Genomic DNA, 23,218 nt, shown 5'->3' on the forward strand with positions numbered 1-23,218 from the left:
AGGACTGTTCTACACGCCTGGCATCGCCGATCGCGCCCGCGCCGGGCCCGCACCTCCCGAGGACTTCACGCGGGCCGAGGTGTCGATTGGGGATGGTTGATGCCGGGCACGGCCCAATTTGTACACACCGCCCGTTATGGGCCGAACACCCATGTATCAGGGAATTGCCAGGAGCGGTTCAGGGCCCGCTCAGGCTCGTGTCCCACGGTGGTGGCCTCGGGGAATGAGGGGTTCCCGAGGGGTTATGGACCCGGTGAGGCGGTCTTCGGACTCATCCTCCACTGACGATCGCCGCTGGCCTGTCTCACCGGGCACCACCAATCCCGCACCACGCCCCGGCCCGAACCAACCCCGAGTTCGACTCACACTCCCCGCCTGTCACACCTGTATGGCACGGTTATTGAACCGGGGGCCCATCATTCGGAACATATCCGGAATATCCGGATAAAGCACTGCCGTATGCGACCTCAGCGGAACCGCTCGGGGTTCGGCAGCAGTTCGTTCATCGCGCCCGAGCGGAAGCCCCGCTCGTCGAGCCGCACCTCCGCGAAGCCCTCCACCGCCGCGAGCACGCTCGGCCGGGCGGCCACGGCCGCAACGAGGTCGGCGTCGAGTTCGACCTTCGCGGCGTCGCCGCCCATGTCCCGCACCCGCAGGTTCCGCACCGGGATCGCGGCCGCGGCGAGAGCGCCGCGGAGCGCCTGCTCGGCGGCGGCGACCCGTTCCAGTCCGGTCGAGGTCACCTCGACCCCGTAGGCGATGCGGCTGGCGAGACACGCCGCGGCCGGCTTGTCCCAAGTGGCCAGTCCCCACGCCTTGGAGGCGGCGCGGATCTCGGTCTTGGCGAGTCCGGCGTCGGCCAGGGGCGTGAGCGCCCCCGCGTCGGCGGCGGCGCGGATGCCGGGCCGGAACCCGGCCACGATGTCGTCGGCGTTGGTGCCGGTGGCGACGGCGGCGATGCCGCGCTCGGCGGCGAGCGGGCCGACGACGCTCATGAGCTCGGTCTTGCAGAAGAAGCAGCGGTCGCCGGCGTTGGCGCGGTAGCCCTCGCGGGCGAGCTCGTCGGTTTCGGGCGCGTGGTGCGCGACGCCGAGCCCGGTCGCGAACTCGCGGGCGCGGTCGAGTTCGCTGCGCGGCAGGGAGGGCGAGACGGCGGTGGCGGCTTCGACGCGCTCGGGTCCGAGCGCGCGGACGGCGGCGGCGAGCAGGAACGCGGAGTCGGCGCCGCCGGAGAACGCCACCATGAGCGACGGCAGCGAGCCGAGCCGGTCGAGCAGATCACCGACCCGGTCGGAGGGGGTGCCGTCGAGGCCGGCCTCGGTCGCCTGGGGAGTCGCCTGGGAGGTCACCCACTGAGCCTATCCCGACCCGGGCACTTGACCGATTTCCAGTGACATTCCGGATATATTCCGAACGATGGGCCCCGGCCTCGGCGACGCTTGCGAGCCGTACGTCAGCGGAGTCGACAACCCAGCCCTTGGGGTCCGACGGTTCCGGGCCCTTCGCCGAAGGCGAGCCGTGCACGCGAATCGACCGGCGGGCAGCGCGAAGCGGACGGAAAATCGATGGGCCCCCGGTTCAAAAACCGTGACACGGGGGTACGACGTCGTTTTGCCGGGCGGTTTCGAACAGCGGCGCGGGCGGGGCCGCGCCGATGCTCCGCCCGCCTATTCGAGGTCGCTCGCGACGGCGCGGAGCATCTCGGCGATCTTAGCGCCGGTCTTGCGGTCCGGGCGCCGTCCGCGCGAGAGCGGCGGCATGACCTGCTGCTCGAGCACGCCGATCATGTCCTGGAGCAGGCTGTTGAGGTCCTCGGGCGAGCGCTTCGACGTGTCGGCCACCGGTGCGGCGCCGACCTGCGGCGCGGCGATCACGTGGAGGCCCATCGCCTGCACCCCGCGGCGGGTGTCGATGATGCTGTACTCGACCTTCGTGCCCTTGGCGAGTTCTTCGACGCCCTCGGGCAGGGCGTCGCGGTGCACGAAGACGTCCTTGCCGCCGTCGTCACGGGAGACGAATCCGAATCCCTTCTCGGCGTCGAACCATTTCACTCGACCACTGGGCACCGCTGAACCTCGAACTTCTCGTCTACTGGGAACTGATGAGTCCGTCCAGCCTAGCGTGGCACGGACGGAAGGGCTCGGATCGCCCGGGTGACGACGCCGCCACGCGACGCGGTCGCGGCTCGCTCCCTAAGGGATCGGGATCGTGAGCTTCGGGACCAGGCCCAGCTCGGCCGCGCCGCCCAGGAGGCGTTCGACCGCCGAGCGGCCCTCCTCGCCCAGGTCCCGCGAGAACTCGTTGACGTACAGCTCGATGTGCTTGCGGCACACCTCTTCCGACATCTCCTGCGCGTGCTCGGCCACGTAGGGGCGGCTCGCCTCGGGGTGGGCCCACGCGTAGTCGAGCGAGGCGCGGATCGCCTCGGTGATCCCGGCCGTGTCGAGATGGGACTTCGCGACGATCGCGCCGAGCGGGATCGGGCAGCCGGTGCTCGACTCCCACCACTCGCCCAGGTCGACCATGGAGTCGAGGCCGTACTCGCCGTAGGTGAACCGGGCCTCGTGGATGACCAGCCCCGCGTCGAAGCGCCCCGCCCGGACCGCGGGCATGATCTGGTCGAACGGGACGACCTCCCACGTCACGTCGGGTCCGCCGAGGTCGCGCAGCCACAGGTTGAACAGCAGGAACGCGGTGCTGCGGTCGGAGGGGACCGCCACGTGCTTCCCGGCCAGGCCGTCGAGGCCGCCGCGGGTGAGCACGAGCGGGCCGCAACCGCGGCCGAGCGCGCCGCCTGCGGGCAGCAGCCGCCACTCGTCGCCCAGGTGCGGCAGGGCCGCGTACGAGACCTTCGCGACGTCGAACTCGCCTCGCGCGCAAGCGGTGTTGGTGACGTCGATGTCGGCGAACGTCAGCCGTGTGGCCGGTCCGTCGGTGAGGCCCGAGGTCCACGCGTGGTAGATGAAGGTGTCGTTCGGGCACGGCGAATGCGCCAGGTGCAGGGCGTTCATGGGGTCACAGCTCCCGGATCGCGGTGGTCAGGGACTTCAGGGCCGCGTCCCAGTCCCAGTTGCCGACCTCGCGGTCGCCGATGAAGTTGGAGACGGTGCGGATCTCGGCGAACGGCAGGCCCGCCTGCTGCGCGGCCGTGGCCACGCCGAAGCCCTCCATGGCCTCGCCGATCGCCTCCGGGTAGCGGTGGGCGAGCTGGGCGGCCAGGCCGTCGGAGCCGGTGATGGAGGCGAGGGTGAGGATCTCGCCGCGTACGCCCTCGACGGCGACCGTCAGGACCGTGTTGCAGCCGATCCGGTTGGTGCCGAAGCCGATCTCGTCGATCGGCTGGAACCGCCACGGCAGGGCGACGCCGAGCTCGGCGTGGACCGAGTCGGTGGCGATGAGCACGTCGCCGATCGCGGCGCGGCCCTCGAAGGCGCCGCAGATGCCGGCGTTGACGACCACGTCGTAGGCGCGCCCCATGCCGCTGTTGTCGGCGATGGCCCGGGCGGTCGCCGCGGCCGCGGCGGCGGGGCCGACGCCGCACACCAGGACGTCCAGTTCGTGGCGGACGGCACGCCCGGCCTCGACCGCCTGGGCCTCTTCGGCGACCGCGCACACGACGAGTATTCGCATGGAACCCAACCTACCGGGTGCGCGGCGCCTTCAGCCGGTTGAGCGGCAGTGGCGCGCGACTCGGGCGCCGGCGGCGGAGTGTGGCGCATCCCGCTCTCCTCGCGGCGCACCGACCGGCGGGTCGGCACCGGCGCTGACCTATGCTTGAAGGCGTGCCTGACAGCTCTACCGCCACCGCCAAGATCCGCGCCCGGAAGCCGAAACTGGACCGGGTCCTCGCCGATGCCCTCGACCTGGCCCGCGAGGCCGCCGAGGAGGCCGGCGACGGGATCGGCGATCACCTGAGCGTCGAGGCCGAGACCGACCGGGTCGTCACCCACTACTTCGATTGCTCCCTCGCGGGGTACCGCGGCTGGCGGTGGGCCGTCGTGCTCACCCGCGCGCCGCGCGCCCGCGTCGCCACCGTCTCCGAGACCGCGCTGCTGCCCGGGCCCGACGCACTGCGCGCCCCCGCCTGGGTGCCGTGGTCCGAACGGCTCCAGGGCGGCGAGGTCGGTACCGGCGAAGTCCTCCCCACCGAGGAGGACGACGACCGGCTCATGCCCGCCTACCAGCTCTCCGACGACGACGCGGTCGATGACCTCGCCGCCGAGCTCGGCGTCGGGCGCACGCGGGTGATGAACCGCGAGGGCCGCGCCGAGACCGCGCAGCGCTGGTACGACGGCGACCGGGGCCCGACCGCGCCGATCGCCGAGGCCGCCCCCGCGCCGGCCCGCTGCGGCACCTGCGGTTTCTTCATGCCCCTGGCCGGCTCGATGCGCCTGGCCTTCGGGGCCTGCGCGAACCTGTACTCCTCGGAGGACGCCAGAGTCGTCTCGGCCGACCACGGCTGCGGCGCCCACTCCCAGATCAGCGAGTTCGTCGACACCACGCCCCAGGGCGTGGAGAAGTCCGAGATCATCTACGACGACGAAGGCTCAGAACTCCTCTAAACCCCCAGGTCACAACCCGCACAACCCGAATTGTCGGACCCGTGTGGGATGGTTTTTGACTCTGCCGAATTACGGCTCGCAAGCTTCGCCGAGGCCGGGGCCCAGTGTTTCCGCACCCGCTTCGCGCTGCCCTCGAAGCAGCGCCGCGGATCAGGCGCCGTCGTGCTCGGGCCTGGAGGCGTGCCGCTTGTCGGCCACCGCCATCGCGGCCGTACCGATCAGGCCGAGGATCACACCCGTCAGCGCGCAGGCGGCCCACCACTCGCGGCCAGCGCCGGACAGGTCGTCCTTGAACAGCTGCGTCAAGATCAGCGCGACCGTCCACAGCAGAGTTCCAGCGGCGGCGATCGGCGTCATTCGCAGCTTCGCCGAATCGGGGGCCGGAAGCTCGGGGGACCGCTTCACCCTCTGGTAGGCCTCGCGCGGGGTCGCCGACGAGCCGGACGCGGCCGGGGGCTGGGAAGTTCCGTCGGTGGACACGCAGCCAATGTACGCTGCGTCAGTCCCTGCGACAATCGGTCACGCTGACACGAAAATGTGTCGCATCACCGGCAACGCAGGCACCACGAGTCGTTCACCGGTTCGTGCGAGGGCGATCCGTTATCGGCACCCCGCCGGTTGTGGTCCGCCGGTAGGGTTGGGCGTACGCTCGAATGAGCTGGCGATGCGGCGCTGACTGAAGACACGCGAGGGGTGGAAAGGTATGAGGCCGGTACGGTTCGTAGCCCTCTCAGAGGACGGTCATGCGCTGGTGCTCGCCGACGAACTCGGGAGGCTGCTGGCGCTGCCGCTGGACGAGCGCGTCGCGGCCGTGGTCGACGTTCCCGAGAGCGGCAAGGCTCTCAGGGCCAAAACCGAAGGCGCGCAGAGCAAGTCCGAGACGCCCCGGCGTCCGGCCCCGCAGCGCCCCGTCGCCGTCAACCTCTCCCCCCGCGACATCCAGACCCGCATCCGCGCCGGTGAGAGCGCCGAGGACATCGCCGCGTCCGCTCAGGTCGCGGTCGACCGCGTCCTGCGCTACGCCGGGCCGGTGCTCCAGGAGCGCGCCATGCTCGCCCAGGCCGCCCGCCGTTCGCGGCTGGCGACCTCCGAGCGCGGCGAGCGAATGTCCAATGTGGTCGACGTGAAGCTCGGAACGCACGGGGTCGATCCCGAGGCGGTCTCGTGGGACGCATGGCGCACCGAGGACGGCTCGTGGCTCGTGCAGGCCTCGTGGTCCTCGGGCAAGACGACCGCGAGGGCCCTCTGGAAGCTCGACCGCGCCCGCCAGACGGTGACGCCGGACGACGAGATGGCGCAGTTCCTCTCGACGCCGCTGCCGCAGCAGGTGCCCGGCCCGAAGGAGCCGATTTCCGACACCGGGATGCGCGCGGGCGATCCGGTGCGGCCTTCGCGCGACCCGATGCACGGCCTGCGCGAGCAGGACGAGATGGGCCGGCCCGACCCGCTGCGGCGCGACCGCCTCCGGGAGGTCCTCGAGCGCCCGCTCGACGACATGCAAAGCCGCGGGAAGCGGACCTCGTCGTTGGGCCTGCCGGGCACGACGGCGCAGGAGCAGCGCGAGACCCCCGAGGTCCCGTCGCTGGCGGTCCTGCGTCCTGGCAAGCGCTCGGTCGCAGACGACGACCTGAACAACCAGCCGCTCGCCGCGGCCGGATCGAAGCCGCGCAACCAGCTCCCGGGCTGGGACGACGTCCTGTTCGGGACCTCCGGCAAGGACTAGCGGCGCACAGTGCTCAAGCAGCGGGGCGGGCCTTCGGGCCCGCCCCGCTCTGCTGCCGCGCTCGGCGGGAAAGCGGGCCGCTGAGGGTTTTCGGGCAGCGCGAAGCGGGTGCGGAATCGATGGGCCCCCGGTTCAACGACCCTGACATACGGGTCCGACATTTTCGCGGGGCCGCAGCGGGCCCGGGTGTTCGAAGGCGGCGCTCGGGAGTTCGAGGGCAGCGCGAAGCGGGTCGCAGATCGATGGGCCCCCGTTCGACAACCCTGACACGGGGGTCCGACAGTTTTCGGGGCACTGGGGGCGGCGCCGGGGTTTTCGGGGTGGTGGCGAGGCGGCTTCGAATTTTGGGAGAAGTCGGTCTCAGTTACTGGCTTGCCGACCGGTAAGTAAATATCATTGAATGCGATGTCCCCGGTCATTGCCTCCCAGCTGCAGCGCACGTTCCGTGCCCTCGCCTATCCCGGATTCCGCGTGTACGCCGCCGGGCAGCTCATCGGTACCCTCGCCTTCTGGCTCCAGACCACCGCCGTCAGCTGGCTCGTGCTCGAGCTCTCCGGCAACTCCGGCACCGCCCTCGGCTGGACCCTCGCCCTCCAGTTCGGCCCCTACCTCCTCTTCGGCCTCCAGGGCGGCAAGATCGCCGACAGCTTCGACAAGCGCCGCATCCTCCTCCTGTGCTCCCTCGGCTCGGCCACCGTCACCGCCACCCTCGGCGCGGTCGTCCTCACCGGGCACATCGAGCTGTGGATGGTCTACGTCGGCATGTTCGCCTTCGGCTCCGTCGCCGTCGTCGAAGGCCCCGCCCGCCAGGCCTTCTACTCCGAACTGGTCGACATCGAAGCCCTCCCCAACGCCGTCGGCCTCGGCAGCGCCATCTTCAACACCAGCCGCATCGCCGGCCCCGCCCTCGGCGGCCTGCTCATCGCGCTCACCTCCACCGGCGCGGTCATCCTCACCTGCGCCGTGGTCTTCCTCGGCCCCGCGCTCGCGTGCGCCGTGCTCCTGCGCCGCCCGCTCACCAACCCCGTGCACCGCGCCGCCGACGCCGGCGGCATCCGCGAGGCCCTGCGCTACACCGCCGCCCGCCCCGACATCATCGCCGTCCTCGTCGTCTCGCTCCTGGTCTCGGGCTTCACCTTCAACTTCGCCCTGACGCTCTCGATGCTCGCCCGCACCGAGTTCAACACCGGCGCCGACAGCTACGGCCTGCTCCTGACCGCCCTCGCGGTCGGCGCGCTCGCCGGCTCGCTCGCCTCCGGCCGCCGCTCGGGGCGCCCGACCCTGAACACCATGCTCGTCTCCTCGGGCCTGCTCGGCGTCGGCACGCTGCTCGTCGGCCTCGCCCCCACCATCTGGGGCGCCATGATCCTCCTCGGCCCCACCGGCTTCGCGATGGTCTACTACGCCCAGGCCGCCAACCAGCGCGTCCAGATGGGCGTCCGCGCCGACTACCGCGGCCGGGTGCTGAGCCTCTACATGCTCGTCTTCCTCGGCTCGACCGCGGTCTTCGCGCCGCTGGTCGGCTGGATCATGGAGCAGTACGGCGCCCGCACGGGCCTGTGGCTCGGCGGCCTCGTCGCCATCGCGACGCCCATCGCGCTGGCCTTCGCCAAGCGCGCCCAGATCCGCCGCCGCGCCACCGCCCTCACCGGCAAGGCCATGCCCTGAGCGGGCGCTCCCTTTAAACCGTTGATTCCCACTGGTTGAACCGTGTCACTCACGTGGTTCCCACGACTCGTCCGGGTCCTCCCGAACTGCCGGGAAACTCCTGCGCCACGCGTGTCTCCCCAGTGCACTCGAGCGTTACTTCCGCGAAATTACTGTCCCGTCCCTTGGGATTTCACTGAATTAACTCTATTGGTTGCTGCGAGGATAGGTCACATCGTGACAGCCCCCGACCACGCCGCGACGACACACCATTCGCCGCGGACGCGTGTCACTCACCCCGAGTAGAGCCCCTGGAGGGAATCCAGTGAGTGCCTCCGCCACCGCAGTCCAGCACGCCGCACCCCAAGTGCGGACCGAGCGCCTTTTCGTCGCGCTCCCGCTCCCGGACAACGCCGTCGCCGATCTCGCAGAAGTCGTCTCCGACCTCAACATCGCGCGGCGCGGCGCGACCTCCAGCAGACCGGGAGCGGTCGGCCGCAGGCCCTCCACCGGGCGGCTCGTCCGCTCCGAGAACTGGCACCTGACCCTCGCCTTCCTCGGCGAGGTCCCCGTCGACCGGTGCGCCGACACCGCCGAGGCCATCGCGGCCGCGGCCGGCGAGTCCGATCCGATGCGGCTGTGCGTCTCCGGCGGCGGCAGGTTCGGACGCGGACGCTACTCGGTGGTCTACGCGGGGCTCGACGGCGACGTCGCGGCCCTCGTCGGCCTCGTCCACCGCATCCGGGCGGGCCTCATCGCGAGCGGGCTGCCCGTGGACCAGAAGCAGTACCGCCCCCACGTGACGCTCGCCCGTCCCGGCGACCGCGTCACCAACCAGCAGGCCGCGCAGGACCTGCTGACCCTGCGCCGCTACTACGGCCCCAGCTGGACGGCGAACGAGGTCGTGCTCTACAAGTCCGACTTCGGCAAGGGCCCGGTCGGCGTGCAGCCCGACTACACGCGCATGGCGGCCGCGCCGCTCGGCGGCGCCTGACGGCCGCGGGACCGGCCTCAAGGGAGAAACCGGCTCGCGATCTGCGCGAAAGCCCGGAAGGCGGCGGTGGCGACCGGTAGAAAGAGGTCATGTCCCACAGCGCCTCCGGCACCGGCCGCCGCCACACCGACGCCGCCCCTGCGCATTCGCGGCGCGCGAAGACGCCGACAGGGCGCCCGCTCGCCCGCGTCTTCCTGCGGACCGCGGGGCTCACGTCCCTGGTCTGCTGGGCGGTGCTGCTGGTGTGGGCCTCGTTCGGCACGGGCGCGAGCTCGGGGTCGTCGGGCCTGTACATGATCATCGGGACCGTGGCCTCGGTGCTCACGGTCGCCGTCGTCATCGCGACCGCCGCGAGCTACCCGGGCCTGCGCACCATCATCGGGGCGCTCATCGCCGCGGTCTTCGCGGCCGCGGCCGGCTGGGCCGTCTACTCGTCGATGCCCGAGGCCGGACCCGGGCAGTTCATCACGCACCGCGCCGGGGTCGCGGCCCTCGCCTACGGTTTCGGCGTGGTCGGCGGCGGGCTCCTGGCCCTGTCTGAGTTCGTCGTCGAGGGCTACGCGGGCGGCCGTGCCCCCGCGCCGAAGCCGCTGCGCCGCAAGGTCGCCGTGCTCGCCGCGGCCATCGTGGTCATGCTCGCGGCCGCGCTCGCCCCGGCCATGTCGCGCTGGGCCGAACTGGCCAACCAGGACGTCCTGGTCGCCGACGCGGCCGCCAGCGAGACCGCACTGGACGGCATGGCCGCGCTCGCCGGCGTCGAGCGCTTCACCGACACCCCGTACGGGCTCCTGCGCACCGACCACCCCACCGAGCGGACCCCGCAGGCGGTCACCATGCTCGACCCGGCCACCGGCGCCGCGGTCTGGTACCACCGCCGCTGGAACTGGCTCGCCTCCCAGCAGCCGGTCCTGTCGCACGCCCAGGACCTGGTCGCGCTCACCGGCCCGCGCGCCGACAACGCCGACGACTACCAGACCCGCGTCCTGCGCTCGCGCGACGGCAGCGAGGTCGCCACCGCCGGGTTCGACGGCGACCCGGGCGTCCTGCTCGCCCTCGCCGAGGACCGCCTCCTCTACGCCGAGGACGACAGCGAGGCCTTCCACGTCTACGACTTCGACGGGGAGCTGCTGTGGGACGCGGAGATGCCCGCGGGCTGCGAGGGCACGGCCGCCCAGATCGCCGACTCGCGCGTGCTCCTGCTCGCCGACTGCGTGCCCGCGCCCGACCGGCCCGTCGCCCGCGACTACGTGCTCGCCTTCGACCTGGACGACGGCGACGCCGCCTGGCAGCGCGAGCTCGACATCCGCGCCGTGGTCCTCCCCGAGTCGTTCCTGGTCACCGAGGACTCGGTGATCGTCGACAGCCGCATCGAGCACCGCGTGACCGACGGCCCGTTCTCGGCGCGCCGCTTCGAGCACAAGCTCATCTCGTATTCGGCCGCCGACGGGTCCAAGCGCTGGCACATGAGGGACCAGAGCTTCGGTTCGACGAACTCCTCGGCGTGCGGCGGGACGCTGCACCTGTCGCAGCCGACGGCGAAGCCGGCCGCGGGGGTCTCGGCCGCCGGGGACGCGAAGGCGCAGGTGTCCGAGGCGCAGCGGCGGACCGTGCAGATCATCGAGTGCTACTCGGCGAAGGACCGCGAGGGGTCGTGGCTGGGCGTCATGTCCTACGACGCGGACTCGGGCGAGCGGCTCCACCGCGAGTCCGTGCGCCTGGGCTACGCGCCCCTGGACCCCGAGGTCGCGCGCGGCTGGGGGACGGTGCTGCCGGACAACCGGGCGCTGCTGGCCACCGACCTGTCGCTGGACCCGACCCGGCCCGACTGCCGGCTCTACCAGGTCGACGGCGGCAAGCCCGAGCGCGTGGAGTTCGCGACCGAGCACGCCGACGGCACGCGGATCCCGGAGGACTGGTGCCACGACGCGCAGTTGAGCGCGGTCGGCACGGGCGCGGCCGTCAGCTACGTGGACGACGACGGCACACGCGGCATCGCCGTCGTCTCCTGAAGCACGGCCGACCGAAGCATGGCCGACCGAAGCGCCGCTTCGTGAAGAGCGGCCTCCGGGAACGCGCCTTTCCATAGCGCCGCTTCCGGAACGCCGACGACCGCGGGGCCGCTTCCCGGCCCCCGCGCCGGGCGGACGACGCGGGCATCGCGAACGCGCGGTGTCCGTGCGGTGAACGGCGCCCCAACGACGACAATGATCAATCGGTGTGATCGATTACCCGGACTCTGATCATGAGCGATGCGCGAAACTGCGGTAGGGTTCTTCGCATGTGTGGAATCGTTGGATACGTCGGCCGCCGCGGCGCCGTCGACGTCGTGCTCGACGGCCTTCGCCGTCTCGAATACCGCGGCTACGACTCGGCGGGCGTCGCGCTCGTCCACGGCGGCGGCCTCGAAGTCGACAAGCGCGCCGGGAAGCTCGCGAACCTCGAAGCGGCCCTGGCCGACCACCCGCTCCCGGAGTCGTTCTGCGGCATCGGGCACACCCGCTGGGCCACGCACGGCGTGCCCTCGGACCGCAACGCCCACCCGCACCGGTCCTCCGACGAGCGCATCGCGCTCATCCACAACGGCATCATCGAGAACTTCGGGCAGCTGCGCGCCGAGCTCGAGGGCGAGGGGATCGAGTTCTCCTCCGACACCGACACCGAGGTGGCCGCCCACCTCCTGGGCCGCGAGTACGCGGTCGACGGGGACCTCACCGAGGCCATGACGCGCGTGTGCGCGCGCCTCGAAGGCGCCTTCACGCTCCTGGCCGTCGCCGCCGACGACCCCGACACGGTGGTCGGCGCCCGCCGCAACTCCCCGCTCGTGGTCGGCCTGGGCGAGGACGAGTACTTCCTCGCCTCCGACGTGGCGGCGTTCATCGCCTACACGACCGAGGCCATCGAACTGGGCCAGGACCAGATCGTGACCATCGGCCGCGAGGGCGTGTCGATCCGCGGCTTCGACGGCGTCGCCTGCGAGGGCAAGCACTTCAGCGTCGACTGGGACATCGCCGCCGCCGAGAAGGGCGGCTTCGAGACCTTCATGCGCAAGGAGATCCACGAGCAGCCCGCCGCCGTCGCCGACACCCTCCGCGGGCGCATCGACGAGACCGGGCAGATCGTCCTCGACGAGGTCCGCATGTCCGACCAGGACTTTCGCGACGTCGACAAGGTCTTCATCATCGCGTGCGGCACCTCCTACCACGCCGGGATGGTCACCAAGTACGCCATCGAGCACTGGACGCGCATCCCCTGCGAGGTCGAGCTCGCCAGCGAGTTCCGCTACCGCGACCCCGTGCTCGACCGGTCCACGCTGGTCATCGCGATCTCCCAGTCCGGGGAGACCATGGACACGCTCATGGCCGTGCGCCACGCGAAGGACCAGAAGGCCCGCGTCCTGTCGATCTCGAACACGGTGGGGTCGACGATCCCGCGCGAGTCCGACGCGGTGCTGTACACGAGGGCCGGCATCGAGGTCGCCGTCGCCTCCACGAAGGCGTTCCTCACCCAGCTGGCCGCGTGCTACCTGGTGGGCCTGCACCTCGCGCAGGTGCGCGGCATCAAGTACGCCGACGAGGTCTCGGCCGTGCTCGACGAGCTCGTGGCCGCGCCCGGCAAGATCGCCAAGGTCATCGAGCACCTCGACCCGGTGCGCCAGATGGCGCGCGACTGCGCGGCCGCCGGGACCGACCGGGTCCTGTTCATCGGCCGCCACGTCGGCTACCCCGTCGCCCTCGAAGGCGCCCTCAAGCTCAAAGAGCTCGCGTACCTGCACGCGGAGGGCTTCGCGGCCGGGGAGCTCAAGCACGGCCCGATCTCGCTCATCGAGGACGGGACGCCCGTGATCGCGATCGTGCCGAGCCCGCGCGGGCGCTCGCTCCTGCACGACAAGATCATCTCCAACATCCAGGAGGTCAAGGCCCGGGGCGCGAAGGTCATCGCGGTCTGCGAGGAGGGCGACCGGATCACCTCCGCGCACGCCGACCTCGTCATCGAGACCCCGGCCTCGCCGACGCTGCTCGCACCGCTGCTCACCGCGGTCCCGCTCCAGGAGTTCGCGGCCGAGCTGGCCACGGCCCTGGGCCGCGACATCGACCAGCCGCGCAACCTCGCCAAGTCCGTTACGGTCGAATAGGAACTGCCGAACAGGCGCGTTCGACCAGGCAGGGGCGAAGCAGCACCGTCGCATAAGGACAATTGAGCAACGTTGGGGCGGTCGCGCGCGGCGCGGCCGCCCGTCTCCCTGGGCCGCAAGGGCCCGCCTGACCGAATACGCCGCAACGGCACGAATCGGTTGCATTCAGTGAGGGCGATATTGGACACTTCTGTGCGAACTCCCGCAAGCGGCACGAGGCGTTTATGCTCGCGCTGTGAAGAAGCGCACCCTGATTTCGAGCGCCGTGGCCGTCACCGCCGCAGGCGCCATCACCCTAGCGGGCACGGTCGTCGCCCAGGCCCAGGAGACCGGCGACGAGGCCCTGGCCGCCGCCATCGACGCGGTCCTGGACGATCCGAAGCTCGCCGACTCCCAGTCCGGCGTCATGGTGAAGGACGCCGATACCGGTGAGGTCATCTACGACCACAACGGAAACCAGCGCGCCATCCCCGCCTCGAACAACAAGCTCGCCACCGTCGCGGGCGCCCTCGAAGTCCTCGGCGAGGACTACACCTTCAGCACCGAGGTCATCGGCGACAGCCCTGAGAACGGTTCGATCGAAGGCGACCTCTTCCTGCGCGGCAACGGCGACCCGTCGCTCCTCGAAGCCGACTTCGATGCGCTCGCCGCCGACCTCGCCGACCTCGGCGTGACCAAGGTGGAGGGCGACCTCGTCGCCGACGACACCGCGTTCGACACGGTTCGGCACGGCAGGGAATGGGCCTGGGAGGACCTCGTGTACGCGTACGCGTCCGAGATCTCCGCGCTCTCCATCGGCTCCGGCGACGACCACCTGGCCGGTTCGGTGCGCGTGTTCGTCGAACCCGGTGCCGCCGCGGGCGACCCGGCGGTCGTCGAGACCGTGCCCGCGACCGATTACGTGACGATCGAGAACACCGCCGCCACCGGTTCCTCGACGAACGTCTCCATCGTCCGCGACCAGCACTCGAACACGATCCGGGTCTCCGGGACCGTCGCCGCCGGCTCCTCCGGCACCCTCGGGACCCGCGCCGTGATCGACCCGACCGGGCTCGTCGCCGACGTCTTCGCCGACGCGCTCGCCGCCGAGGGCATCGAGCTCGAAGGCGACGTGCGCCTGCACGAGGCCGCGCCCGAGGACGGTGAGGTCCTCGTCTCGCACGAGTCCGCGACGCTCGCCGAGCTCACCGTCGACCTCCAGAAGCCCTCGAACAACCTTTACGCCGAGGCGTTCCTGAAGGCCGCCGGCCACGCCCGGACCGGCCTGGGCACCGTGGACTCGGGCAAGGCCGCCGTCTACGACGCGATCGAGAAGTACGGCGTGGACACCGGCCCGATCCGCCTGTCGGACGGCTCCGGACTGTCCCGTTGGGACGAGCTGACGCCGGACATGGTCACCGACCTGCTCATCGGCGTCCAGGACGCGCCCTGGTACGAGACGTACTACAACGCGCTGCCGGTCGCCTGCGTCGACGGGACCCTCGCGAGCCGCATGTGCGGCACCGCTGCCGAGGGGAACGTCCACGCCAAGACCGGATCGCTCACGTCCGTGTCCGCCCTCTCGGGGTACGCCACCGACGCCGACGGCCGCGAGTATGTTTTCAGCGTCGTGTTCAACGACTTCCTGACCAGCAGCGTCAAGGGCCTGGAGGACCAGATCGCCGCCGCGATCGCCGGGCAGAGCTCGGAGGCCACCGAGGCCGACATCGCGACGCTCATGTCCGAGGCCGAGGAGGCCGCAGAGCCCGCCGAGGAGCTCCCGGCCGACCTCGAGTGCTCCTGGTACGAGCCGGCCATCTGCTAGGGCGAGTTGAGCGCGCAGGGCCCGACCGGAAGGTCGGGCCCTGCGCCGTGTCAGGGCTTCCGGTAGGTGAGGCGCCGCAGCAGCACCTCGAACGGGCCGCGCACCCCGGCCCGGGCCATCCAGGCCGCGAGCGCCACGGTCGCCGCCCAGATCAGCACGGCGATCCCGGAGGCCGCCGCATCGCCCACCCGCGCGCCGAGGTTCCCCAGCTGCGGCGTGAACAGCAGCGTGAACGCCACCGACTGGAGCAGGTAGCACGTCAGCGACCGCTGCCCGCAGGCCGCGAGGGCGTTCGCCACGGGCCCCTCGGCCCGGCCGGGGCGCGCGGCGACCAGCGCGATGAGGGCCGCGTAGCCGAGCCCGGCGGCGAGGCCGGTGACGCTGTGGAGGGCGTACAGGGCGACGCCGGCGACGCCCCCGGGGTGCCACAGCTGCGTGTCGACGAGCATCAGCGGCAGTCCGCCGGCGACGCCGATCCCGATGCCCCACAAGGCGGTCCGCCGCAGCAGCGGCAGGTGGCGCGCGGGCTCGTCGAGGAGGCGCCGCCGCGCCGCCCAGATGCCGAACGCGAACGCGGGCAGGACGCTGACGATGTAGAACGTGGAGGTCAGGGCGCTCCAGACCATGATCCTCGCGAGCGCGGCCTCGAGCGGGTCGCTGATGATCGTCGGCATCGCGTTGGCGTGGCCGGCGGCCTCGGCGGAGGCGCCGAGGGCGGCGACGACGAGGACGTGCGCGGCGGCGGCGATCCACGCGGTGCGGATCAGGACGCGGTCGCGGCTCCACAGCAGCCCGGCGAAGAGGAGGCCGATGAGGCCGTAGGCGGCGAGGATGTCGCCGAAGAACAGCAGGAGCGCGTGGGCGAAGCCGAAGGCGAGGAGCCAGGCGGAGCGGCGGCGCACGAGCCGTTTCACGGTGCGCGGTTCGACGCCGGCGCGCAGGCGGCGGTCGGCGAGGCGGGCGAGGCCGTATCCGAAGAGGGCGGCGAACATCGGCAGGGCCCGGCCGTCGACGAGGAGGACCTGGAGTCCGGCGACGGTCCGGTCGAGGGCGGTGCCGTCGACGGCGTAGCCGCGAAAGCCGGTGGTCGGGTGCGCGAGGAACATGTGCGCGTGGGCGAGTGCGATGAGCAGGAGCATGAGGCCCCTGGCCAGGTCGGGTGCGAGCGAGCGTTCGCGCAGGGGCGTGCTCATAATGGCGGGCGGGGCGAGTGACATCTCGTCTCCAGATTTTTAGGTACACGACTGTATCTAAAACTTTAAGATACACGACTGTAGCTAATCAACGGGGGTCGTTCATGTCCGCAGAGACAGGCGCTGACGCAGCCGAGACCGCGGGCCGCACCCGCCGCCGCGGCCAGGCGCTGCTCGACGCGATCTACACCGCCGCCGTCGAAGAGGCCGCCGCCGCCGGGCCCGGGCGCCTCACCATGGACGCCATCGCCAAACGCGCCGCCACCGCCCGCTCCACCCTCTACCGCCGCTGGGCCGACCCCGTCGACCTCCTCCTCGACGCCCTCGCCGCCCTCCACCCCGTCGAGCAGCCCGCCCCCGGCGCCGACGACCTCCGCGGCGACCTCGTCGCCTCCCTGCGCCTCATGGCCGACTGGGCCTTCAGCCCCGCCGGACGCGCGGTCATGGCGATCGTCGCCGACCCCGGCCGCGACCCCGCCGCCGTCGAAGCCCTCTTCGAACGCGTCTTCGCAAGGCGCGGCGGCACCTTCACCAAGACCGTGCTGCACCACTACGCCGAGCACGGCCGCATCGACGCCGCCCGCCTCACCCCCGTCGTGCTCGACATCGGCGAAGCCCTGGTCACCAAGCGCATGATGGACACCGGCGCCGACCCCGGCGACGACTACCTCGCCGCCATCGTGGACCAGGCGATCCTCCCCGCCGTCGGCCTCACCCCGGACACCGCCTGACCCCAAGGGGGACGGGCGAATCGTCACCCGCGGCGGTGAACCGTCCTGAAAGAGGGCGGTACGCCCGATCCCGTGGCACTCTTGACGGGTGATCGTCGCCGTGGGCATAGACGTAGTGGCAGTGGACCGCTTCGAGCGCGTGCTCGAACGCACCCCCCATGTCGCCGACAAACTCTTCACCGAGGCCGAGCGGCTCGCCCCCGACGGACGCGCCCGCCGCACCGAATCGCTCGCCGCCCGCTTCGCCGCCAAGGAAGCCGTCGCCAAAGCACTCGGCGCGCCCGGCGGCATGCACTGGGCCGACTGCGAAGTCCTCTCCCTCCCCGACGGCCGGCCCTCCCTCTCCATCACCGGAACGGTGGCCGCCGCCGCCGCACAGCGTGGCGTCTCCCGCTGGCACGTGTCGCTGTCGCATGATGGCGGTATCGCGACAGCGGTGGTGATCGCCGAGACGGCATGACGGCCTTCGGGGCCTGAGAGGGACAGCCATGAACGGTGCCTGGTCAGCAGCGGCGATCCGCCGCGCCGAAGCCCGACTCATGTCCCTGCTCCCGCCCGGGGCCCTCATGCAGCGCGCCGCCGCCGGACTCGCCGCCGCCTGCGCCCGCATCCTGCGCCAGCAGCACCCCGAACGCCAAGGGGGCGTGTACGGTTCGACCGTGATCGTCCTGGCCGGACCCGGCGACAACGGCGGCGACGCCCTCTACGCCGCGGCCCGCCTCGCCGACCGCGGCGCCCGCGTCTTCGCCGTCCCCGTCATGGGCGAGCGCGTCCACCCGCTCGCCGCCGCCGCGCTCACCCGCGCCGGAGGCCGCCTCGTCGCCCAGCCGCCCGACCACTGCGACCTGCTCCTGGACGGCGTCCTCGGCATCGGCGGGCGCCCCGGGCTCCCCGGCCGCGCCCTCGACCAGCTCGGCCGCATCCACGCGCGGGCCGTCGTCGCCGTCGACGTGCCCTCCGGAGTGGACGTCGACACCGGCGCCGTCCCCGCCAGCGCCGTGACCGCCGACGTCACCGTCGCCTTCGGCGCCCGCAAACCCTGCCACGTGCTCGGACGCGCCGCGCTGCTCACCGGCCGGCTCGAACTCGTCGACATCGGACTCGCGCCCTACCTCGACCCGCACCCGGCCGTCAGCGTCGCCGACGAGGCCGACATCGTCGGCTGGTGGCACCGGCCCGGGCCCGACGACGACAAGTACACGCGCGGCGTCGTGGGCGTCGCGGCCGGCTCGGAGCGCTACCCGGGCGCGGCCGTGCTCGCCACCGCCGGCGCCCTCGCGGGACCGGCCGGGTACGTGCGCTACGCCGGGGCCGCGGCCGAAGCGGTGCGCCGGCGCCACCCCGAGGTCGTGTGCACCCCGACGGTGAAGGAGGCCGGTCGCGTCCAGGCCTGGCTGGCCGGTCCCGGCTTCGGGACCGACGAGGCCGCGCTCGCCGAGCTGCGCGACGCGCTCGTCTCGCCCGCGCCGGTCGTCCTGGACGCGGACGCGCTGACGCTCATCGGGGAGTATCCGTCGGTGCTGAGCCGGCGGGAGGCGCCGGTGGTGCTGACGCCGCACGACCGCGAGTACGAGCGGCTGTACGGCTCGCCGCCGCGCGAGGACCGCGGCGCGGCCGCGGCGGCGCTGGCGAAGCGGCTCAACTGCACGGTGCTGCTCAAGGGCCACCACACGGTGGTCGCCGGGAGCGACGGCGCGGTGTGGGCGAACCCGACGGGTCGCCCGCAGTTGGCGACGGCCGGGTCCGGGGACGTGCTGGCGGGGTTCATGGCCTCGCTGCTGGCCTCGGGGATGGACGGGGTGCGGGCGGCGGTGGCGGCGGCGTTCGTGCACGGTCGCGCGGGCGGCATCGCGGCGGCCGGCCACCGGACCGTGACGGCCTCCGACGTGGCCCGCGCCCTGCCGGGCGCGGTGGGCGCGGTGCTGTCGCGCGCTTAGCGCCCGTTGCAGAATCTTTCGGCGCGTTGCAAATCGGCCGTCCACAAACCCCCACCCTCCCGAGAGGGGAAAGGAAGGACTGTCGCGCCGTTCGATCGTTCCGCGGGGGTCCGACAGGAATCGGGCCTTCGAGGGGCCGCGGGCGCGAATGTCACCCGAACGGGTGCAGCGCGACCGGCAGGCGTTGCTCGGCCGGGCCTACCAGTCCTCGCCGGCGCGTTTGATCCGGGCCGGGGCCAGGCCGGTCTCGTCGAGCAGGTAGGTGCGCATGGCCTCCAGGCCGGGCGAGTACACGTGCAGGCTCACCGCCGGAGCGTCGGAATCGTTGCGCATGGCGTGGACGGTCCGGTCGTCGACGGCCGAGACCTCTCCGGCCGCGAGCGGCCTGCGGCGCAGGCCCGGGAAGTCGCCGGGCCGCACCGTGTACTCCGTGAGGCTCCCCGACACGACCGCGACGGCCGCCGCGGCGGGACGGGCGACGCCGCCGTGGTCGTGGAGTTCGGTGCCCTGACCGGGCAGCCACGCGAGCAGCCAGGCCTCGTGGTCGGGCCCGGCCAGGACCCGGCGGGCCCACCGGCTGCCCCTGGTGAAGCGCGGGCGCAGCGTGAGGTTCGCGGCGTAGAACCCCGCGAGCGCCTCGAGCCGGTCGCCGCCGAGAACGGCGCTGCTGGCAACAGCGCTGTCGGCAACGACGCCAACGGGAACGGTGCGGCCGGAAGCAGAGCCGGCGGAAACGGGGTGTGCGGGCCCGGCCGGGAACGGCGCGGCCGTGGTGACAGTGCTCATGGAGCTGCATACCTTCGGTGTGTCGGAACGGTCGTCGGAACTGGGCGCGCCGAGCGGCGACGAGCGGCTCAGCGCTGGTGACAGCGGCGACGGGGACACGACGTGAAGGTCATGCCGCGATACTACCAATTCCCAGGCAACTCACAGGAGTGACACACCTTCGGTGGAATGCTCGCTACGCTGCGAATTTGTCACGTCCGGGGTCTACCGGTGCGAAATCCCGCGCGCTAGGCTCATGTTCGGCCTCCCGGCGCCCCGGGTCCGCTCGCCCCCCGGCGAAGTCGCGGACCGCGTTCTGTCGAGGGGCCTCGTGCCTGAACCGCAGCGCGGTGCGCACCCCGACCTCCCGGAATTCGAAGGAGCACTCTCCTCGTGAAGCAGTCGTCTGTTCGACGCAAGTGGACGTCCGCCGCAGTCATCGGCGGTCTCATGGTCGCCTCGGTGGGCTCCGCCCCCGCATGGGCGCAGCGCGACACCTCCGAGATCAACGACGAGATCGACGCGGCCGACGAGGACCTGGCCGCCGCCGTCGAGGAGTACAACCAGCTCGCGGAGCAGGTCGACGACAACAAGGCGCTCATCAGCGAGACCGAGGAGTCCCTGGAGACGGCCGAGGTGGAACTGGACGCCTTGCGCGACCAGCTCTCCGACTACATCAACACGACCTATGTGGAGCAGGGGATCGGCGACGCGGCGATGCTGCTCGAGTCGGGCTCCCCGGACGCGTTCGTCGAGCGCCTCGACCGGCTCAACTCCGCGAACCTCTACAACTTCGCCCTCATGGACGAGCTGAAGGACGCCTCCGAGGAGTACACGACCCAGCTCGAACTCCTCACGGCCCTCCAAGCGGACCTGGAAGCCGAGGAGGCCGAACTCGACGCGACCGCCGAGGAGCTCTCCACGCGCATGGAGGACCTCGAGGAGGAGTGGAAGACCGCCGCGGGCGAGGAGGTCGTCGAGTACGACCTGCCGCACATGACCGACGACCAGTGGACCGTCGTCGACTTCGCCCTCGACCAGATCGGCGAGCCGTACGTGTGGGGCGCGGGCGGACCGAACTCGTGGGACTGCTCGGGCCTCATCATGGGCGCCTACGCCCAGCTCGGGATCAGCCTGCCGCACAACGCCGCCGCCCAGTACAACTCGACCGCGAGCATCAGCCGCGACGAGCTGCAGCCGGGCGACCTGGTCTTCTACAACGGCCTCGCGCACGTGGGCATGTACATCGGCAACGGGTACATCGTGCACGCCCCCAACTCGACCACCGTGGTGAAGGTCGTCGAACTCGACCACGGCAACGTCTACTACGGCGCGACCACGATCCTGCACTGACGCAGCAGCACGAAGGCCCCGCGAGCGATCGCGGGGCCTTCGGTCGCCTCACGGCCGCATCCGGGAACCGCCGGGCCGTGCCTCCGGCGAAGCCGGCGTCGCCGGGCCGGCCGGACTCGGTCGATCGCCTTCGCCCGGTCCCGTCCGGTCGGCCCTGTCCGGTCAGTCGTCAGTGCGGGTCGCAGCGGACCACGAGGATCGCGATGTCGTCGCGCGGGGACTCCGGCGAGAACGCCTCCACGGCCTCTAGGAGCGACGTGGCGACCTGCCGGGCGCTCTTGCCCGCCGCGTCCCGCACCGCCCGCTCGATGCGGTCGTGGCCGAACATGGCGGCGCCGTCGCGGCGCTCGGTCACCCCGTCGGTGAAGAACACCAGGGCGTCGCCGGGGTCGAGCAGGATCTGCACGGGGTTGACCTTGACCTCGGGGAAGAGCCCGACCGCGGTGCCCTCCTTGCCGACCCAGGAGGTCTCGCCGCCCGCGCGCAGCAGCAGCGGGCGCTCGTGGCCCGACAAGCACAGGGTCGCGGCCAGCGACCCGTTCGCGTCGCGCTCCATCAGGGCCGAGGCGATCGTCGCGTAGCGCATGTCGCCGGGCTGCTCCAGCAGCGTCGCGTTCAGCAGTTCCAGCGCGCGCGGCAGCGGGCGGCCGTCGCGGGCCATGACCCGCAGGACGTCCCTGACCACGCCGGTGACGGCCGCGGCCTGGGCGCCCTTGCCGCACACGTCGCCGATCGCCACCCACAGGCGGTGGTCGGGCAGCTCGGTCGCGTCGTAGAAGTCGCCGCCGACCTCGGTGCCGATCACCGGGCCCGGGCCCGACCCGGGCAGGCGCCGCGCGGTCGCGGGCAGGTACTCGGCCGCGAACGACACCCCTGCGACGTCGGGCAGGCTGCCCGGCATCAGCGCGGCCTGGAGTTCATGCGCGACCGCCTGGCGCTCGGCGTGGATGCGGGCGTTGTCGAGCGCCAGCGCCGAGCGCTTGGCGAGGTCGGCGACGACCGCGCGCTCCTCGGAGGAGTGGTTGCGTTCGAGGTGGCGCCCGACGGTGAGGACGCCGATGGTGGACCCGCGCGCCGACAGGGGGACGGCGATGCCGTCGAGGCCGCGCGGGACGGGCAGTTCCATGCCGGTCCACCCGTCGGTGGCGAGGGAGGCGGCGAGCGGCGGGGCGGCGCTTTCGAGTTTGCGGCGCAGGTGCTCGATCTCGGACTCCTCGACGTGGGTGAGGGCCGCGGCGCGCAGCTCCCCGGCGTCGCCGGTGAGGTGGACGGCGGCCCAGCGGCCCAGTTGCGGGACGATGAGCTGCGGGATGAGGGCGACGGTGAGGTGCTCTTCGAGGGAGTGGGCGAGGAGTTCCCCGGCCTCGGCGAGGTAGGTGAGCCAGCCGGAGCGGCGCTGCTCGTCGGTGCGCATGCGGTCGATCTGGACGGCCAGGGCGATGCGCTCGGCGACGAGTTCGGCGAGGGGCCGCCAGGAGGGCAGGGTGTCGCCGGCGAGGAGGAGCTTGCCGGTGGCGGGGGCGGTGAGGGGCAGGGGGACGGCGAGGGCGATGTTGCCGACGTCGCCGAACTTGGCGATGATCTGCGTCCCGGTGCCGTCGCCGGCGTCGTATTCGATGGCGCCGCCGCCGGCGGCGGTGGCGTCGTGGCAGCGGGCGAGGAGTTCGGTGACGAGCTGGTCGAGCGGCAGCCGGGACTGGAGGGCGGGGGCGACGGTGAGGAGCGCGGCGAGCTGGGCCAGGTCGGGGAGGGCCGTGTCGGCGTCGGCGTCGACCGCGGGGCGGGGTGCGGGCGGGGCGTCGGGGTCGCGATCGATGCGGAACCAGATGGACTTGCCGGTGGCGTCGTGGGTGGTGCCCCAGGAGGACGCGAAGCGGTCGACCAGGAGGAGGCCGCGGCCGCCTTCGGCGGTGACCTCGGGCATGGCCGCCTCGAGGGGGTCGATGCCGCCGGAGCGGTAGTCGGTGACCGTGACGCGCACGCCGATCGAGTCGGCGGCGACGGTGAGGTTGATGTCGGTGCCGGCGTGCACGACGCCGTTGGTGGCCAGCTCGGTGGTGAGGAGGAGGGTCTCGTCGAGCAGTTCGCTGAGGCCGGCCTCGGCCAGGACGGCGCGGACGGCGGCGCGTGCGGCTGCGGGGGAGCGGTCGTCGGCCGGCAGACGCAGCCGACGGGCGGCCCTCTCGGGGTACGTCACCGGCCCAGTGTATGCCCGTGCCGCCGGGGCCCGCCGCACCCGTTCGAGGGGTGCGACCTGGCCCGGGGGCCGGGACGGGAGCGGCCGCCCCGGCCTTGGGCGGGCCGGGGCGGCCGTGGTTTACGCGGCGGGGCGATCGTGTTGCGGCGCTTGCCGAACGGGTCGGGCTACTCCCAGTTT

At 72.2% G+C, this 23,218-nt stretch carries 19 protein-coding genes; 11 read left to right on the plus strand and 8 right to left on the minus strand.

The features are described from left to right. Positions 1 to 467: 467 nt before the first annotated feature. The 4 genes from larE to mqnB form a co-directional block, all read right to left on the minus strand. On the minus strand, positions 468 to 1,349 hold the full coding sequence (gene larE, locus BLQ63_RS15685) for an ATP-dependent sacrificial sulfur transferase LarE (protein ID WP_245680981.1): 882 nt from the start codon (positions 1,347 to 1,349) through the stop codon (positions 468 to 470). 318 nt (positions 1,350 to 1,667) lie between these two features. Then, entirely contained in the window at positions 1,668 to 2,066 is a 399-nt protein-coding gene (locus tag BLQ63_RS29850) for a cold-shock protein (RefSeq protein WP_091037012.1), read from the minus strand. 126 nt (positions 2,067 to 2,192) lie between these two features. Next, positions 2,193 to 3,011, minus strand: coding sequence for a 1,4-dihydroxy-6-naphtoate synthase (locus BLQ63_RS15695; RefSeq protein ID WP_091037015.1), 819 nt, complete (start codon positions 3,009 to 3,011; stop codon positions 2,193 to 2,195). Between the two features lie 4 nt (positions 3,012 to 3,015). Further along, positions 3,016 to 3,630, minus strand: a complete 615-nt coding sequence (gene mqnB, locus BLQ63_RS15700; protein ID WP_091037020.1) for a futalosine hydrolase — start codon at positions 3,628 to 3,630, stop codon at positions 3,016 to 3,018. A gap of 152 nt (positions 3,631 to 3,782) precedes the next feature. Between mqnB and BLQ63_RS15705 the strand changes: the two genes are divergently transcribed. Further along, positions 3,783 to 4,562 carry a DUF3027 domain-containing protein gene (locus BLQ63_RS15705; protein WP_218125296.1) on the plus strand — a complete coding sequence of 260 codons (780 nt, stop codon included), beginning with the start codon at positions 3,783 to 3,785 and terminating at the stop codon, positions 4,560 to 4,562. A 150-nt stretch (positions 4,563 to 4,712) separates the two neighbouring features. On the opposite strand, the gene BLQ63_RS15710 is transcribed toward BLQ63_RS15705, so the two are convergent. After that, complete coding sequence (locus tag BLQ63_RS15710; RefSeq protein ID WP_091037027.1) at positions 4,713 to 5,042, minus strand: DUF2530 domain-containing protein; 330 nt, start codon at positions 5,040 to 5,042, stop codon at positions 4,713 to 4,715. A 223-nt stretch (positions 5,043 to 5,265) separates the two neighbouring features. Between BLQ63_RS15710 and sepH the strand changes: the two genes are divergently transcribed. The 6 genes from sepH (at position 5,266) to dacB (ending at position 14,862) form a co-directional block, all read left to right on the plus strand. Then, positions 5,266 to 6,285, plus strand: coding sequence for a septation protein SepH (gene sepH, locus BLQ63_RS15715; RefSeq protein WP_091037031.1), 1,020 nt, complete (start codon positions 5,266 to 5,268; stop codon positions 6,283 to 6,285). Between the two features lie 405 nt (positions 6,286 to 6,690). Continuing rightward, complete coding sequence (locus BLQ63_RS15720) at positions 6,691 to 7,953, plus strand: MFS transporter (protein WP_091037035.1); 1,263 nt, start codon at positions 6,691 to 6,693, stop codon at positions 7,951 to 7,953. A gap of 304 nt (positions 7,954 to 8,257) precedes the next feature. Next, positions 8,258 to 8,926, plus strand: a complete 669-nt coding sequence (thpR, locus tag BLQ63_RS15725; protein WP_177154962.1) for an RNA 2',3'-cyclic phosphodiesterase — start codon at positions 8,258 to 8,260, stop codon at positions 8,924 to 8,926. A gap of 89 nt (positions 8,927 to 9,015) precedes the next feature. Beyond that, positions 9,016 to 10,935, plus strand: coding sequence for an outer membrane protein assembly factor BamB family protein (locus tag BLQ63_RS15730; protein ID WP_091037041.1), 1,920 nt, complete (start codon positions 9,016 to 9,018; stop codon positions 10,933 to 10,935). 269 nt (positions 10,936 to 11,204) lie between these two features. Continuing rightward, positions 11,205 to 13,058 (plus strand): glutamine--fructose-6-phosphate transaminase (isomerizing), encoded by a 1,854-nt coding sequence (gene glmS / locus BLQ63_RS15735; protein ID WP_091037045.1) that lies wholly within the window; start codon positions 11,205 to 11,207, stop codon positions 13,056 to 13,058. Between the two features lie 235 nt (positions 13,059 to 13,293). Continuing rightward, the gene (gene dacB, locus BLQ63_RS15740) at positions 13,294 to 14,862 is read left to right on the plus strand and encodes a D-alanyl-D-alanine carboxypeptidase/D-alanyl-D-alanine endopeptidase (RefSeq protein WP_091037050.1); all 1,569 of its coding nucleotides are present in this window, start codon (positions 13,294 to 13,296) and stop codon (positions 14,860 to 14,862) included. Between the two features lie 50 nt (positions 14,863 to 14,912). Here the strand turns inward: dacB and BLQ63_RS15745 are convergent, their stop codons facing one another. Then, entirely contained in the window at positions 14,913 to 16,079 is a 1,167-nt protein-coding gene (locus BLQ63_RS15745; RefSeq protein WP_091037054.1) for a DUF418 domain-containing protein, read from the minus strand. Between the two features lie 80 nt (positions 16,080 to 16,159). On the opposite strand from BLQ63_RS15745, the gene BLQ63_RS15750 reads away from it, so the two are divergent. From BLQ63_RS15750 to BLQ63_RS15760, 3 genes are all read left to right on the plus strand, one after another. After that, on the plus strand, positions 16,160 to 16,786 hold the full coding sequence (locus BLQ63_RS15750; protein WP_091037058.1) for a TetR-like C-terminal domain-containing protein: 627 nt from the start codon (positions 16,160 to 16,162) through the stop codon (positions 16,784 to 16,786). Between the two features lie 88 nt (positions 16,787 to 16,874). Next, complete coding sequence (locus tag BLQ63_RS15755; RefSeq protein ID WP_091037063.1) at positions 16,875 to 17,246, plus strand: holo-ACP synthase; 372 nt, start codon at positions 16,875 to 16,877, stop codon at positions 17,244 to 17,246. 28 nt (positions 17,247 to 17,274) lie between these two features. Continuing rightward, on the plus strand, positions 17,275 to 18,723 hold the full coding sequence (locus BLQ63_RS15760) for an NAD(P)H-hydrate dehydratase (protein ID WP_091037066.1): 1,449 nt from the start codon (positions 17,275 to 17,277) through the stop codon (positions 18,721 to 18,723). Between the two features lie 198 nt (positions 18,724 to 18,921). Here the strand turns inward: BLQ63_RS15760 and BLQ63_RS15765 are convergent, their stop codons facing one another. Then, positions 18,922 to 19,509, minus strand: a complete 588-nt coding sequence (locus tag BLQ63_RS15765) for a cysteine dioxygenase (protein ID WP_091037071.1) — start codon at positions 19,507 to 19,509, stop codon at positions 18,922 to 18,924. Positions 19,510 to 19,881: 372 nt separating this feature from the next. Here BLQ63_RS15765 and BLQ63_RS15770 point away from each other — a divergent pair, with 372 nt between their 5' ends. After that, positions 19,882 to 20,841 (plus strand): C40 family peptidase, encoded by a 960-nt coding sequence (locus BLQ63_RS15770; RefSeq protein WP_143014937.1) that lies wholly within the window; start codon positions 19,882 to 19,884, stop codon positions 20,839 to 20,841. A gap of 169 nt (positions 20,842 to 21,010) precedes the next feature. Here BLQ63_RS15770 and BLQ63_RS15775 read toward each other — a convergent pair whose 3' ends face one another. After that, positions 21,011 to 23,038: a SpoIIE family protein phosphatase gene (locus tag BLQ63_RS15775; RefSeq protein ID WP_091037077.1), complete on the minus strand. Its 2,028-nt coding sequence runs from the start codon at positions 23,036 to 23,038 to the stop codon at positions 21,011 to 21,013. Between the last annotated feature and the right edge of the window lie 180 nt (positions 23,039 to 23,218).

Origin of the sequence: Glycomyces harbinensis (assembly GCF_900101745.1) — a bacterium.
In the GTDB taxonomy this organism is placed as follows: Bacteria; Actinomycetota; Actinomycetes; order Mycobacteriales; family Micromonosporaceae; genus Glycomyces; species Glycomyces harbinensis.

Coding starts and splice junctions, on each gene's coding strand:
- BLQ63_RS15695 (WP_091037015.1), bottom strand. CDS start 3,011: ATGAACGCCCTGCACCTGGCGCATTCGCCGTGCCCGAACGACACCTTC.
- mqnB (WP_091037020.1), bottom strand. CDS start 3,630: ATGCGAATACTCGTCGTGTGCGCGGTCGCCGAAGAGGCCCAGGCGGTC.
- sepH (WP_091037031.1), top strand. CDS start 5,266: ATGAGGCCGGTACGGTTCGTAGCCCTCTCAGAGGACGGTCATGCGCTG.
- BLQ63_RS15720 (WP_091037035.1), top strand. CDS start 6,691: ATGTCCCCGGTCATTGCCTCCCAGCTGCAGCGCACGTTCCGTGCCCTC.
- BLQ63_RS15730 (WP_091037041.1), top strand. CDS start 9,016: ATGTCCCACAGCGCCTCCGGCACCGGCCGCCGCCACACCGACGCCGCC.
- glmS (WP_091037045.1), top strand. CDS start 11,205: ATGTGTGGAATCGTTGGATACGTCGGCCGCCGCGGCGCCGTCGACGTC.
- BLQ63_RS15745 (WP_091037054.1), bottom strand. CDS start 16,079: ATGTCACTCGCCCCGCCCGCCATTATGAGCACGCCCCTGCGCGAACGC.
- BLQ63_RS15750 (WP_091037058.1), top strand. CDS start 16,160: ATGTCCGCAGAGACAGGCGCTGACGCAGCCGAGACCGCGGGCCGCACC.
- BLQ63_RS15760 (WP_091037066.1), top strand. CDS start 17,275: ATGAACGGTGCCTGGTCAGCAGCGGCGATCCGCCGCGCCGAAGCCCGA.
- BLQ63_RS15765 (WP_091037071.1), bottom strand. CDS start 19,509: ATGAGCACTGTCACCACGGCCGCGCCGTTCCCGGCCGGGCCCGCACAC.